12 protein-coding genes and 1 pseudogene are annotated in these 14,613 nt (G+C 57.9%); 9 read left to right on the top strand and 4 right to left on the bottom strand.

Translation table 11 applies throughout. The features are described 5' to 3' along the window. Window positions 1-68: 68 nt before the first annotated feature. On the bottom strand, window positions 69-773 hold the full coding sequence (locus tag I6F36_RS31665; RefSeq protein WP_128930987.1) for a GntR family transcriptional regulator: 705 nt from the start codon (window positions 771-773) through the stop codon (window positions 69-71). Between the two features lie 131 nt (window positions 774-904). On the opposite strand from I6F36_RS31665, the gene I6F36_RS31670 reads away from it, so the two are divergent. From I6F36_RS31670 to I6F36_RS31695, 6 genes are all read left to right on the top strand, one after another. Next, complete coding sequence (locus I6F36_RS31670) at window positions 905-2,071, top strand: mandelate racemase/muconate lactonizing enzyme family protein (RefSeq protein ID WP_050992058.1); 1,167 nt, start codon at window positions 905-907, stop codon at window positions 2,069-2,071. 308 nt (window positions 2,072-2,379) lie between these two features. Further along, window positions 2,380-3,888, top strand: a complete 1,509-nt coding sequence (locus tag I6F36_RS31675; protein WP_225145032.1) for an ABC transporter substrate-binding protein — start codon at window positions 2,380-2,382, stop codon at window positions 3,886-3,888. A gap of 43 nt (window positions 3,889-3,931) precedes the next feature. After that, window positions 3,932-4,918: an ABC transporter permease gene (locus I6F36_RS31680; protein ID WP_225145053.1), complete on the top strand. Its 987-nt coding sequence runs from the start codon at window positions 3,932-3,934 to the stop codon at window positions 4,916-4,918. Continuing rightward, a complete protein-coding gene (locus tag I6F36_RS31685; protein WP_097669317.1) occupies window positions 4,912-5,832 on the top strand; it encodes an ABC transporter permease in 921 nt (306 codons plus the stop codon). The genes I6F36_RS31680 and I6F36_RS31685 overlap by 7 nt, the downstream gene beginning before the upstream one ends. Further along, entirely contained in the window at window positions 5,829-7,661 is a 1,833-nt protein-coding gene (locus I6F36_RS31690; RefSeq protein ID WP_225145033.1) for an ABC transporter ATP-binding protein, read from the top strand. The genes I6F36_RS31685 and I6F36_RS31690 overlap by 4 nt, the downstream gene beginning before the upstream one ends. Before the next feature lie 54 nt (window positions 7,662-7,715). Beyond that, window positions 7,716-9,299 carry a GMC family oxidoreductase gene (locus I6F36_RS31695; RefSeq protein ID WP_225172861.1) on the top strand — a complete coding sequence of 528 codons (1,584 nt, stop codon included), beginning with the start codon at window positions 7,716-7,718 and terminating at the stop codon, window positions 9,297-9,299. A gap of 486 nt (window positions 9,300-9,785) precedes the next feature. Here I6F36_RS31695 and I6F36_RS31700 read toward each other — a convergent pair whose 3' ends face one another. Beyond that, window positions 9,786-10,061: a helix-turn-helix domain-containing protein gene (locus tag I6F36_RS31700; protein WP_225145035.1), complete on the bottom strand. Its 276-nt coding sequence runs from the start codon at window positions 10,059-10,061 to the stop codon at window positions 9,786-9,788. Between the two features lie 348 nt (window positions 10,062-10,409). On the opposite strand from I6F36_RS31700, the pseudogene I6F36_RS39905 reads away from it, so the two are divergent. Then, window positions 10,410-10,631, top strand: a pseudogene (locus I6F36_RS39905) (ArdC-like ssDNA-binding domain-containing protein). A gap of 540 nt (window positions 10,632-11,171) precedes the next feature. Here the strand turns inward: I6F36_RS39905 and I6F36_RS31710 are convergent. Continuing rightward, the gene (locus tag I6F36_RS31710) at window positions 11,172-11,504 is read right to left on the bottom strand and encodes a DUF2285 domain-containing protein (RefSeq protein WP_225145036.1); all 333 of its coding nucleotides are present in this window, start codon (window positions 11,502-11,504) and stop codon (window positions 11,172-11,174) included. Between the two features lie 811 nt (window positions 11,505-12,315). On the opposite strand from I6F36_RS31710, the gene I6F36_RS31715 reads away from it, so the two are divergent. Beyond that, window positions 12,316-12,660, top strand: coding sequence for a hypothetical protein (locus I6F36_RS31715; protein WP_157785278.1), 345 nt, complete (start codon window positions 12,316-12,318; stop codon window positions 12,658-12,660). An 83-nt stretch (window positions 12,661-12,743) separates the two neighbouring features. Beyond that, on the top strand, window positions 12,744-12,917 hold the full coding sequence (locus tag I6F36_RS31720) for a hypothetical protein (protein WP_157785279.1): 174 nt from the start codon (window positions 12,744-12,746) through the stop codon (window positions 12,915-12,917). 675 nt (window positions 12,918-13,592) lie between these two features. Here I6F36_RS31720 and I6F36_RS31725 read toward each other — a convergent pair. Beyond that, window positions 13,593-14,192, bottom strand: coding sequence for a hypothetical protein (locus I6F36_RS31725; protein WP_225145037.1), 600 nt, complete (start codon window positions 14,190-14,192; stop codon window positions 13,593-13,595). Window positions 14,193-14,613: the final 421 nt, after the last annotated feature.

Raw genomic sequence — 14,613 nt, forward strand, 5'->3', positions numbered from 1 at the left:
GTCGCCAAATGATCCGGCCCAGCCGGCTGCGCGAATTTTGCGGTCGCTGACTGCAATGCCTTCCCTCCCTAGAGCTTGCGCGAAGCCACTTTGTTGGTCTGTTTGGCTTCCGTCTCCTGAAGGTGCCGAACCAGAAGCTCGCCTGAGGTCTTGTTGTGCTCGCGTGCGTAACGTTCGGAGGCGGCCGCATCGCCCCTGAGCAGCGCGTTGACCATTTTCTCGTGGTTCGCGATGACCATGTCGGGCCGTTCAAGGATTGCGTTTGAAGAGGCCATGTACATGCAAACCTGATGTTCGACTAAGCCGTAATGATCGGCGAGGCGGTTGTGTCCCGAAAGGACAACGATCGTCTTGTGAAGCGCGAGATCACTATCGTTAATCCGCTTCTGGTTGCGGCTTTTTGCGGCGGCCTTCATGTCGTCGTAAGCCGCCTCGATCGGTTGCCTCCGATTCGGGTTGGCGGCAGCGAGCTGTGCGGCCAGGCCCTCGAGGCTGGATCGAAGTGTGTAGAGCTCCCATGCATCCTTGGATGTCAAGCTCGCGACTTCCCAGCCCGAGTAAGGCTTCTGCTTCACCAGGCCCTCGCTCATCAGCCGCTGCAACGCCGCCCTTATCGTACCCCGCGACACGTTGAGCTCCGTGGACAGTTCGGTTTCTGTCAGGCGCTTTCCCGGCGCGAGGCCGCCACTGGTGATCGTCTGGCGGATAACGTCGGCAGCCGCACGGTCCAAACTCCGCTTCTCGACTAATCCCGAGATGATCTTAGCAGCCATTCTTCCTCCAACCGCGTTTGCGGAATGTTCGTTCTGAGTCACGGCGGATATTGGCGAACATTCGCCATTGACACCAGAGAATTCGTGTTGTTTGTTAATTGTCGACAATCAGCAGTTGAGCGGGGCCGTGCTTGCGCATTTCCGAAACCAAGGGCGTTAGCTTCGCCGGTCTGCAGCGCCTTTCGTCGTCAGCCGCCTCTCACAAGATCGTAAAGGCGGATGCGATCCTGGTATCGATTCCGTTCGAATCCGGCGGAGTGCCGCCTTGGAGCTTCGGCGGAGCGCCGAAACTGCAGTTCGACACGCTGTTGGTGAGACTGGAAACCGAACAGGGCATCGTGGGGTGGGGCGAAGCCTTCTCGCGGTGCGAGGACAAGTCGCTCAAGGCGATGATCGAGACGCGCGTGTTACCGCTCGTGATCGGCCGGAGCGCCCTGGAAATCGGCAAGATCAAGTATGATGTGGAATTCCGGCTCCAGAATTTTGGCCGCGTGGGCCCTATCATCTATGGCGTCTCGGCGGTCGACATCGCCCTGTGGGACATCCTCGGCAAGATCTCCGGACTGCCGCTCACCGCATTGCTAGGCGGTGCATTCGCCAGCGAAGTCGAGGTCTATGCCAGTCTGATGCGCTACGGCAATTGCGCCGATGTCGTCAGGGCCACCCGGCAGGCAATTGAGCGCGGATATCGTTACATCAAGTTGCACGAGATCACCGAGGACGAAATCCACGCCGCCGTCGAAGCCGCAGGGGCGCAGGCCGCCGTCATGCTGGATACCAATTGCCCATGGCCGGTGGCGGAGGCGCTCAAATACGATCGGCTTCTCGAGCCTCTCAATCTGTACTGGCTGGAGGAGCCGGTCTGGCCACCAGAGAACTATGCTGGGCTGGCCCGCATTCGTTCAACCGGGCGGCACCACATCGCCGCCGGCGAAAATGCCGGCAGCCTGCATGATTTTGTTGCGATGATCGCCGCAGGGGCCATCGACATTGCGCAGCCTGATGTCGCGAAAGCTGGCGGTATTTCCGAGCTCGTGAAGATCGCATCGCTTTGTCAGGCTGAATCAATCGAATTCGTGCCGCATTGTGCAATCTTCGGCCCCGGCCAGGTCGCGACCATACACCTCAATGCGGCGCAGCGATCAGTCCCGATGCTCGAGCGGCTCTATTGCGACTTCGAGGCCGAGATCTACGGCGGTGCTACGCTTCCGGTCAATGGAAAGGTTGCCGTGCCGACGGGGCCGGGGCTTGGCCTCGACCCTGATCCAGGCGTGATCAACCGCTACCGCGTTGCCTGAAGGACGGAGGCGTTGTGACATGGGCCATAGTTACATTCGTCTCAACAGCGTCGTCGGCGGACCATCACCTAGCCGCGCTGCTGCGCGCAATTGCGCTCTTCGTGAAGGCACGAAGGTTCGCGCAGGCCTGCCTGATCAGCTCGCGGGCGAGATGAAGCAGATCAGCATCGCGCTGGAAAGCGCGGTCCTGGACCAATTTATGTGAAGAGAGCGCTCATCAAGCGCGCTGTTTGCGCGTCTAACCCAAGAAGAGGGGACTCGAAATGGTAACACGGAGAGAGTTGCTTGCAGGAGCCGGAGCAGTTGCCGTGGCTAGCGGAGCGGGTCTCAAACCGCTCCCAGCGAAGGCGGCGCAAAGTAAAACCCTCGTGCTGGCGTCGATGGGCCCGGTCACCGGCAATTGGGATCCGACCTCTCACACGACCCTGGGGCAGTTGAAGTTCGAAAAGTTCGTATTCAATCATCTGACACGCTGCGAAATGCGGGAGGGTAAGTCTGAAGAGCTGACCCCAGACCTCGCCACCAGTTGGAAGCTGATTGATGCGCACACCCTGGAGTTCAAGCTTCGGGACGGCGTCAAATTCCACGATGGCAAGGAGTTCGGTGCTGAAGATGTTAAGGCGACCATGGAGTATGCCTCCAATCCGGCGCGCCCGGCATCCGCCCTCTATCCGGGCCGCGTTGATGTCGAGGTCGTCGACAAACTGACGGTCCGGTTGAAGACCGAAAAACACGGCTACCCCGCGTCTGCCTTCTGGTTCATTTCGAGCTTCCTTCCAATCCTGTCGGCAAAGGATATTGCCGATCCCGCGCTCCTCCAAAAGCGCCCGAACGGCACGAACGCCTTCAAATATGCGGGCACGCAGGGAGACAGGAACAGCCTCGAAGCGAATGATGAATTCTACGGCGGACGTCCCAAGATCGATCGGATCGTCTATGCCTACGTTCCGGACGCCAACACGCGCGCGCTGGGCCTGTTGAACGGCGAATATCACATTGCCGAACGGCTGGAGCCCGAGCAATACGCCTCGTTGTCAAGCAACCCGAAAGTCACCACCCACAGGGCGCTGACGACCGAAAACAAATATTTGCACTTCCGGTGCAACAAGCCTCCCTTCAACGACGCACGCATTCGCCGCGCAGTTTGCCACGCCATCGACCGCGATCAAATCCTGTCGCTGATGGGCGAGGCGGCCACACCGTCTAACTGCTATATTTCGCCGACCAAGTTCGGCTTCACGGACATTCCTGATTATCCCAAGTTCGATCCGGATGCCTGCCAGAAGCTTCTCGCCGAGGCAGGGTTTCCCAAAGGAAGGGGGCTGCCGCAACTCGAATATATCACCTCGATCGGGTTCTATCCGAAGACGAAAGAGTATGGCGAGCTGATCACAGCGATGCTCGCAGAACAGGGGCTTGATGTTCGCCTGACTGTTCTTGAACCGGCCGCGTGGGAGCAGGCGATCTATCGCCGCGCTGACGGCCAGGGCCAGGGCCACATGTGCGACGTCGGCTGGATGACCGGATCGCCGGAGCCGGATCTCGTGCTTCGACCGAACTGGCATTCAAGCGCCGCGCTGATCACCGGGATCAACGACCGGGAAATTGACGCGGTGCTAGACAAGGAACGCGCCGCTACAAACCCGGAAGAGCGCCGCAGCATTTTCAAGAATGAGACGTTTCCCACTCTCGCAAACAAGGTTCCGAGCTTGTCGCTCTTTTCCGCCGTGACCTTCCATGCCGCAGCCAGGAATCTGACGGGGGCATACTATTTCCCCAACGGGCCGATTGACCTGAGCAAGGCGGACCTGAGCTAAAGGGGCCGCAGCAAAAGTCTTTGGGAGGCCAGGAGCCGACATGCTGTTTGCGCTCGACTTCTTCGCTCGGCGCCTTGCACAAGGGTTGGTATTGGTCGTCCTCGTGACGATGCTCATCTTTACGCTGCTGCGCGTCGTTCCCGGCGACCCTGTGCGTATGATGCTGGGGCCAATGGCGTCAGTATCTGTCGCAGAGCAGACCGCCAAAGATATGGGCCTGAGGGATCCAATCCCGATTCAATTCGGCCGCTATGTCGCGCAAATCCTGACGGGGGATTTCGGGAGCTCTTTCGTCAGAAGCGCACAAGGCGGCAGCACTGGCGGCTCGCGAGGCGGCTCGACTTTCGATGCCGCCAACCGTGCATCCGTTTTGGGCCTCATCACAACCAGTCTACCCTTCAGCCTGCTCCTTGCTGGCCTTGCATTCCTGTTTGCCTTGGCAATCGCGCTCCCGATCGGCATAGCCGCGGGCTTGAGATCAGGACGATGGCCGGATCGGCTTGCACTGCATTTGGCTTCCGTCCTGGTCTCACTCCCCAATGTATGGTTGGCCCTCGTTCTCATCTTTCTCGTCTCCGCCAAGGCCGGATGGCTGCCGGCGATCGGCTATCAGGGGCCGAGCTACGCAATCTTGCCCGCCATTGTTCTCGCGATCGAACTTGCTCCGACCCTCATTCGGTCCGTCTCGGTCTCGGTGAGCGGAAATCTTGTCGAGCCATACGTGTCGCAGGGTGAGATTCGCGGTCTCTCGCGCAGCCGAATGATTGTCGCGCACGTGCTGCGCAATTCGAGCATCCCCGTCCTCAATGTACTCGGGATACAGGCCATTGGGGTTTTGCTTGGTGGTCTGTTCGTCGTCGAATACGTCTTCAACTATCCCGGCGTTGGCCTTTTGATTATCAACGCGGTCTTCCAACGGGATTTCCCAGTTATCCAGGCCATCGCGATCCTCGCCTGTGCGACCTTGGTGATGCTCAATATTCTCGTCGACTTTGCAGCGATGGCGATCGACAGGAGGCTCCAATACTAGCATCGACGGAACTTTCGGCCAGGACCGACAGCCCTGCGGCAACACGAGGTCGCGGCATCGCGGCCAGCATCTTCGTGCAGGCATGGCGAACAACTGAGTTCAGGATTGGATTTGCCCTGTTTTGCCTGCTGATCATCCTTTCTGTCCTGGGACCCTACATTCTCAATCTGTCGCCGACCCAATTCAATGTCAGCAAGAAATTCCTGCCACCGGCACTGCTGGATCATTCGAGCTGGCCTTATCTGTTTGGCACCGATCAACTCGGCCGTGATCTGTTTACCCGCTCCCTCATCGGTCTTCGGAATGCCCTGCTGATCGGCATCACGAGCGTTGCGGGAATGTTCATCCTTGGCTCAGCCATTGGCATGATCTCAGGCTATTTCGGCGGATGGGCCGGCTTGCTCTTGATGCGGATCACAGACGCGCAGATGTCGATTCCCGCGATCATTCTGGCGATCACAGTTCTCGGCGTTTCACGTCCCACTCCGCTGGCCATCATCCTTGTTCTGATTCTTGCCGGCTGGCCGGCGTATTCTCGCGTAGCGCGCAGTGTGACCCTGTCCGAGCGCCGCAAAGAATATGTTCGAGCGATAAAGATTCTCGGCGCCTCAGACGCGCGGGTCCTGCTCGTTCATATCGCGCCCAACATCTTGCCTCCGATCGCCTTTGTCGCAATCCTGGACATTGCCCGCATGATGATTTTCGAGGCTGTGCTGGGCTTTATCGGGATCGGCATTCAGCCGCCCACCCCGACATTCGGCACCATCATCGCTGACGGCACGAAGTACATTTTGAATGCCTGGTGGATCACCACGGTGCCAGGCCTCCTGCTCGCGATCACACTCTGTTGCATCAACATCATGGGAGGAGCTCTCGAGCGATCTCGCAACAAGATCTTGCTGGGATTCGAATGATATCGCCGGTCAACATTCTTGATGTCCGCAATCTGACCGTCACCCTTGAACTCGGGCCGCGCGGAACGCGCGCCGTGCTCACCGACGTCAATCTGAGTGTCGATGAAAACGAAGTGCTCGGCATCATCGGCGAGAGCGGCTCGGGAAAGACCGTGCTGTCGCGGGCGCTTGTCAGGTGGGTCACCAGCCCACTCGAAATCGAATCGGGCGCTATCAGTTATCGCGGCAACGATCTTCTGAGACTACCCCGGGCAAAAATGCAGGCGCTCCGTGGGCGCAAGATTGCCTACATAGGCTCCGATCCCGCCAGTGCTCTCGATCCAACCCTTCCGGTTGGCCGGCAAATCGTCGAAAAACTCAAATCCATCGAGCCTGATATCTCCAACGGCGAGGCAGAGGGACGTGTCATACGCCTGCTCGATGCCGTAAAGATGCCCGGCGCGAAACAGCGATTTGAGGAGTTTCCGTTCCAGTTCAGCGGCGGAATGATGCAACGCGCCCTGATCGTGGATGCGCTCGTGACGAACCCGGACCTTCTGGTCGCCGACAACATTACGCAACCTCTTGACGTTACCGTCGCTGCTCAAATCCTTCGGCTCCTGCGCGAGTTGCAGCGGGATTTCAAGACGGCGATTCTGTTCGTTTCATCTTCTTTCGGGGTCATCAACGAAATCGCGCACCGGGTTCTTGTTCTCGCAGGCGGCCGCGTCGTCGAGACGCAAAGCGTTCAGCAATTGCTCGCGGCTCCGCAACATGCCTATACAAAGCAGTTGATAGCGGACATCCCCCGCATATGGCAGAGCTCGACTGAAGCCGTTGCAGATGAGGTGTCACCTGCCGCAAATGATGTCATTCTGTCGGTGCGAAACGTCAGCCGGATTTATCCCACGAGGGATAGAAACAAGCTGTTTGCAAACCAGTTCGTGCACGCGGTGCGGGGCGCTTCGTTCGATGTTCGACGAGGTGACAATTTGGCGATCGTCGGCGAATCGGGGTGCGGGAAGTCAACGCTTTCGCGTCTCCTAAGCCGCCTGGAGGTCCCGGATTCAGGGCAGATTTTGTTCATGGGCGAAGATATCGCGTCTATGAAGGCCGAGCGCCTATTGGCGCTCCGAAGGAAATTCCAGCTTCTCCTGCAAGATCCGTTTAGCTCCATTCCGCCTCATTTTTCGATCGGGCGAACCATCGCCGAACCTCTGTACATCCATGGAGGGATGTCGCGTTCCGAGCTCCGCGATCGGGTTGCGGCGACCATGCAGGAAGTCGGACTGTCTCTCGACCTGTTCGGCAAGCTTCCGGTCGGATTGAGCGCCGGGCAGCGTCAGCGTGTGAGTATCGCCCGGGCCCTGGTCCTCGATCCCGAGTTGCTTATTCTTGATGAGACGCTATCGGCGCTCGACCAGGTCGAGCAGCGCAAACTGCTCGCCCTTTTTCAGCGGCTTCAGGACCAACGCGTAATTACCTACATCTACATCTCACACGATCTTGGGATGGTGCGGCGAGCCTGCAATCGCATCGCCGTGATGTATCTGGGGCGCGTGGTGGAGCTGGCTGACAATCGGACCACTTTCATCGAGCCGAGACACCCCTATACCCGTGCGCTCTTGAGCGCGGTACCGGCGGTTGAGGAACGTCCTTTCAAGGCTGAGACCTACCTCCTGGAAGGTGAGCCGCCCAACCCAATCCACATCCCAGCAGGCTGCAGTTTTAGACCACGCTGCCCGTTCGCGCTCGATAAGTGCGCCATTGATGATCCGCCGCTCGCGGCACGCGGACGCGATGAATTGGCTGCTTGCCATCTGACAGAAATAGACCCGCACCATCAATGACTTTGCAGGATTGCGCGGCCATCCAATGGCGCTCCTATTCGGAGAGTGAACAGCATGGAGTTTGACTACATTGTCGTAGGATCCGGAAGTGCTGGATGTCCTCTGGCGGCGCGATTGGTTGAGCGAAAACAATCGGTCCTGTTGCTGGAAGCCGGGAAGAAGGAGCGTCTCAATCTGTCTCATGTTCCGGGTGCCCTCGTCTATACGATCGGGAATAGACGGTACGACTGGGCTTACAAGACGGAGCCAGATCCGAGCAGGGGCGGCGTGGTCGAGGACTGGCCTCGTGGCAAGGTGCCGGGAGGTTCATCTGCCATAAATGGGATGATCTTCATCCGCGGGGCCGCGCGGGACTATGACGCTTGGGAGGCGCTGGGCAACAGAGGATGGGGATGGAAGGACGTGTTGCCGTACTTCCGAAAAATGGAGACGGCGGATGAGGACAGAGACAATCAATTTCGCGGAGGGCTCGGACCTCAACGGGTCTCAGCTTTACGTTGGCGTCACCCCATTTCACAGAAGTTTATCGACAGCGTTCAAGCCGCTGGCATTCCCTTCAATGAGGATTTGAATGGTGCCTCGCACGAGGGAGTTGCCTGGAACCAAGGATCGACGCGCGACGGGCGTCGGCTTTCGGCCTTCGAGGCTTTCATAAGGCCAAAGCTGTCAGCAACTGATCTGAAGTTCTTGGATGATACCATCGTTCGCCACATTCTGTTTGACAAGACGCGCGCGAGGGGTGTTGCCGCCACGCATCACGGACAAAATGTCGATTTCGTCGCAAGAAAGGGTGTCATTCTTTCGGCCGGCTCCATCAATTCCCCGCACTTGTTGATGCTTTCCGGTGTCGGTGATCCCCGTCATCTCACAAAACATGGCATTGTTCCCCGTGTGGAAAGTCCTGAGGTTGGACGGAATTTGATGGAGCACCCGGGTCTGTATGTCCTTGCCGAACTCGATGTAGAGACCGCGAATGCACTGTCGCATCCGGTAAGGGGAGCACTCGCCTTGGCGGAGTGGGTCTTCAAACGGTCGGGGTTCATGAGCGTGCCGACGGCGCAAGTCCTCGCCTTTCTCAGATCGTCTCCTGAGCTTGCTGAGCCGGATCTGCAATTTCACCTCTTCCCGTTCGGCCTCACCAAGGAGAATGGAAGGCTGAAAACCCCGAGAGCTAACCTGGTGACCATCCTGGTGAACGTCAATTATCCGAAGAGCACGGGTCATCTCGAACTGACATCGAACGATCCTCTCGCTCCAATCGCCATCTTTCCGCGCTTGCTTGAACATCCTGATGATTTTGAGGGAGTTATGCGGGGATTGGATTGGGTCCGGAAGATCTGCTCTATGCCTCCGTTCGGCTCTCATGTCGTCAAGTTCAGGGACGCACCCGTACCAGGGGCCGGGCGGCAGGCAGATGAAGCGTATATTCGGAAAGCGACTGTCCCCTTCTTTCATCCCGTCGGAACTTGCCGCATGGGAACAGACGATCGTGCGGTTCTCACGCCTTCTCTCAGAGTGAGAGGTACTGAGAATTTGTGGGTTGCGGACGCCTCCATCTTTCCTCGTCATATCGCTGGGAATACCAACGCAACGTCTATTATGATCGGAGAGAGGGCAGCAGATCTCATCCATCCGTAGTCGTGATTCCGTAAATCAAAATTGGAGAAAGTCCGTGGCGCGCTTCTATGTGCCAGATAGGAAGGATGGAATAGGCACGCATGCATCCGATATCTGTCGTACTCAACGAGAAATCGTATGACCACAATCGTGCGTATTATCGTAATTGTGCCGCGCGCCACGAAAACTGCCCCCTCATATTGGCTCAGATGACAATGTTACCGAAGCGCACCCTAGTGTCTCCTGAATCAGCTGGCCGCGAGTCTGAGCAGGCCGCGCGCAAGGCGCGGCCTCCGGGCGCGGTAGCGAGCGAGCGGCTTGCGTCGATTCGGCCAAAGAACCTGTCGGGATTAGATACCAAAGCATATCGTGCAGTCATTATGGCTTCGCGCTATGCCTTCGAAGAGACGTGCCTCATGGGAAAACATTCTGAGCGCTGCATAATCCTGCCGACCGGCGTCGCGTTATCGAGATGGCTTGTGTTGCTCTCCCGTCGCGTATGAATGGCTACCCGTTCTTGCGAAGCAGACGCGGCCGCTTAGGCCGGGGCGAAATCTTGAGAATGCTCGCACAGCTCGGCTCAACAAAGAGATCGGACGGATGAACGCCGAGCGCTTCGGAAATGCGATCGAGAACATCAATCGTCGGATTTTTCGATTGGCGCTCAAGACCGGCCAAGTAGGAACGATCGATCCCCGCCGTGCGAGCCAATCGTTCCTGCGACATACCACGTTTGATGCGGATCCGACGGACGTTCCAGGCCAGTAGCGCACGAGGCTTCATGTCTCGAAGCTTGCCATTCCTCGATCGGTTAAAACACTGGCTATAGCCTACCATTTAGATGAAAGTCCGTGTTCTCGCCGCACAAGGAGAAGTGCGATGTTCCGAACCGAGAAACTGGTCGAGGGGCCTGCGGCCCTCTGTCAAGGCCAAAAAGCACGGGCCGTGTAGTCCCGGACCAAGCATCCGGGGTCGCAACCCCCCTGCTTTTTTACCCTGACCGCTACCCCCGCTCATCGCCGCGCGGCTAGTCGGTTGCATGCCGCAACCCTCAAGCCATGAAAGGCAACGACAAGGACGCAGACATCTGTCAACGCATCCGACCAAATCGTCCGCGAGGTCGAAGACGGCGTGCGACCCTGGATCAAGCCTTGGAATGCCGGTAATGACAGCGGGCATATCGCGCGGCCCCTGGGCGCCAATGGCATCCCGTAGCAAGGTATCAATGTTCACATGCTGTGACCGGAAGCCGTAACCAAAGGCTACCGATCGCCGATTTGGATGACGTTCAAACAGGCGCTGGACCATAAGGCCAACGTGCGCAAGGGCGAACACGGCAGCCTCGTCGTTTAAGCCGACAAGCTCGTCCTCACTGAATCCAATGCCGAGGCTGGCGACGCGGTCCATTCCGTTCATAAATGGTTACACTGTTTGCCGGTCTCTCACACTTGATCAACCAAACCGCGTGCTGCGCAATTTGACGCTATTCGAGATGTAATTGGCTAAAGCGCAAGGCTTACGCGCCGACCGACGTCAAACTCCCCAAGCAAATTCAAGGGCGCGAACACCCGTATCGGAAATCGCAAAGCTGTTGAAGCGGAGCGCGGCCGCGTTGCGGCAGAAGGGCGTTGAAACTCGGTGTCACGTTAAGTCATCAGCGATAACCCCGCATTTTTGAATGGCCGTCCGGCTGCCTTGTTTTATTGAATTGAGCTCAAGCATTCTGTGGGCATCGTTTGGTTCACGCTTGGGATCGCGGCGCAACACGATCGGCGCCTTCCGCCGATAGGCGCCGTCGCTTCCTGTCAGGTCGTGGCTAAGAGAATGCCGAGTTCAGCTCGCTCAGCCTCACGGAGATGGAAGGGCGGGTGGATAGAGAAAGACCCCCGGCCGTCATTGGTGGTCAGCGGACCAACTGTGGCACGACAGCTTGCCGTCGCTCAGCTCATGGCCCGTAACACCGCCACGCAATAGCTGTCTGTAACCATACTCGGTCATCCACTTCGCGCGGGCCAAATGGCTGTCGAAAGCGCGCCTAGCACGCGCTGGCTCGCGTTCGGGATCGATATGCAGGATGATCCGTGACACCTTGCGCCAATCGGCCCCTTCCCTGTCGGCATCCAGCATCCGCGAATAGGTGGCGAGATGTCCCTCATCGTAACGGGTAAGCAGCGCACCGGACGGCGCACCGTCGTCGACGTGGGGACAGCGTGTTGGCTTCTGCATTGGCTAACCTCGGTTGGGGTTACCTGGACTGACCATTCTTGGCCGATTGGGCTGCTGTGCCTCGTGACATTTTCTGTATCACGTGATGTAATCTATCAGCCGGCTCGGCAGAAGATCATGCTCTTGCAGGCGCTACATGCGCATAAAATCCTCTCGGGCGATCGCCAACGGCCCGCCTTAGTCGCGCGGGCTGAAAGAGGACCCGCCGCAGTGCGAAGCTTGCACACGGTACTTCTTTCGCGGACTCCGTTTGCGACTTCAATTGGGCGATTTGCTCTCTCCAAGTGTCTGCACCGCTCTATCGAAAGTGTGAAAGGGATGAGCACGTACGCGATAACATCCACTGCCAGGCCCTCGGGCTGCTTCGAAAGTGGTCGCCGACTTCGAACCTGAATCTGTCGGTTGACGTACAGCCTTCGTCGACGGCCTGTCGGCAACGAACTTTTTTTGTGCGATCGTTTTGCGGCCGGATCAGACGCTCGAACCCAAGTAGTGTGTACGCGAGATCATGTATTCCTTTCTCGGTGCGTTTATGCCGCCTTCCTTGAGGATTTTCTGCACGGCTCGATGGCCGGGCGCTGGAATTCAGCTTCGTGCTTCAAGTTGCATCCCGCAAATGTTACAGGATGTATGCCGTCGATCGTTTGTTGCGGGCAAAGCGGACGACCCGCATTTAAAGAAGTTTATTAACTGGGCCAGCCTTACAACCCGAACCAACAAGCGTTGCTGCTCATGTAATTCCATTCGCGCGCGGATCTATCAGCATGACTGCGCGCGCGTGATTTTGGATGCGCTTTGATCGAGGTTCGAAATGCCCAATGTTGTGGAGTTTCGTCGACCGAGTGCGCCGGTGCGGGCCACTCGTGAAGCAGCAGAAACGACCGTCCTTGGCAAGTGTGACACGCCGGTGGTGCCGTTCCCGATGGCGTGTGATTCCGGTCGATGTGCAAATCCAAATCCACGGCTTAAATCCATTCAAGCGAACGCCAAGCTCACGATTGATCATGCCATCGCCACGCTGGAGCAGACTCATCGTCAGATACGAGCTGCCATACAAAAGATTGGCGACGCTTCAGCTAGGGCCAACCTTGAAACCAGTCTCGATCTGATTGAGCGCAACCTCGAACTCGCCAAACTGAAATCGTCCTGTCTATAGCTGACGTTTTCACCGGGCGATCAGGTCGCTGCACGCGAGCATTCTAAGCACGGCAACCTTCCGCTAGCAGAGAGCCATAGCAAGTGCTTGCAAATGTCAAAATCGCCGGTCGGCTGATGGTTGGTTTCGGATTTCTCCTTCTGATGACCGCAGCAATTGGCGGCTACACGATCCATGCCTCCCGAAGCGCGAGCGGATCGTTGGCGACCGTGGTCCGCCAAAAAGATCACGTGGTCGAAGACGAGCGCATCGAATAGCGCGTATTTGAAACTCGGATGCATGTATGGACGGCCTTGGCAACCGATGACCAGTCGCATTGGGAGAAGGCCGCAGCAAGCGTTAAGCCAACATTTGCGCAGCTTGATGAGCTCGCTGCCGACACCAAGGACTTGGGTCGCCAAGCACGAGTGCGGGATCTCAAAATAGCCGTCCTCCTGCCAAGCAATTCGTGGTTTCGATAAATTGGAGATTACCGGCGGCGAAGGCCGCCGTAGGCGAGAAGCCGATCGAAGGAGTGGCTCACCCACCAAGCCCGAGCCCACATATGCGGCAAAGCCACAAGTAATCCCAGAGCAAACTTAGCGAGCCTTCTGTTCTTACTTGGCCTTCCAGCCCAAGAGCTTGTTCTGAAACCGTCCGCTATTGAGAAAAAGAAGAACCGTGAGCGACGCACCACGACGTCAACTGCAAGCTTCCAAGGAAACAGAGGGATCATCGATATCGCCGTCCCGTCAATTGAAAGCGTGAAGCCCAAGGCGACGTAGATTGAGGCCCAGCTTTCTGCGCCGCGCGTCATCCTCGTCTGGCGATGGGGCATATCTGGTAGCTGAAGCGCGACTAAGGGCTTGCCGATCACGCCTGCACCGCCTCAGATTTGACTGCCCAGTCGAGCTCGTTTCGCCCTTGATCTAAGCGCGCGAGCCGCGGCGCTATTATCGACGGCCCAAGTCGTCTGGATCAGAAGCGTCTTTTAATCTGGCTGCGGTTTCGCTCAGAGCAGAGAGCGCAGCTTGCATTTTGTCGGGCTGCGAACCGAGTGTCGTTTGAAGATGCTGCCGGTCAAGCTCGATGGCGCGATCGAGCGAGGAGCCGTATATCGCCGCAATCGCGATCTCCTTGGCCAAGCGCGTGAAGCTCTGCCACATGAGATAGAACATCAGCGGCGGGACCTGACAGTTCGCAAGCATCTCATAGCAGCGCGGTTCAGCGTTTTCGATCGCCCACCATTGCTGCGCGAGCACCACGAGCCGTCGAAAGTCTCGTCTCGTTCGGCTGAACTTGTCAGGGTCGACGCCGCCGATGAAGGAGCAATGATCGAGCCAATTCAGGCCCGCCATGATCGCAACTGGATAATCGACAACAGGAACGCCCTTGAAGTCGGCGACGGTTTCTTCGTGCGGAGCCTGCCTGAGAAAGGCATCCATCATTTCGGCCTGGCGGACGGCGCTGACCAAAAGATCTACGTCGCGCCGCGGCACCATCATCACGTAGCGGCAGGCTTCGAGCCGCGTGTGCTCCCAGATGGCACGCACATTCCGTCGGTGTCGCCCAGTCCACGCTTGCAGGCAGGGTAAACCAACCGGCCTTCATCGGTTTCCTTGAGGTACAGCGGAAGCAGCCTGTCGAGGGCTGACAGGAGCGTCAGAGGTTCGAAGAGATCGCCTATAGCCTTTTCGGCAGAGGCCAGAACCGACTTCTTTGATCGTCCCCATCCGAACATTTTGGCCGCCCCAGGTCCATGCTGCGCTGAATGCCGATTACAAGGGGGCTCGCCTGAAGACGCAAGTCCGCCCATTTCCGGCCTTCGAATGATCCGGAGCCCGCCCGAATCGGTTAGTGGGTTATTAACCGCCGTTCGGCAGGCTTGCAGCCACGGTTATCGCTGCCTAATCAGCCCCCCAGCCCAAGGCAGCGTAAGATGGCCGGCGGTGGATGACCTCCGCCGGCCGTTTT

Origin of the sequence: Bradyrhizobium sp. BRP19 (genome assembly GCF_020194195.1) — a bacterium.
Lineage (GTDB): Bacteria > Pseudomonadota > Alphaproteobacteria > Rhizobiales > Xanthobacteraceae > Bradyrhizobium > Bradyrhizobium yuanmingense.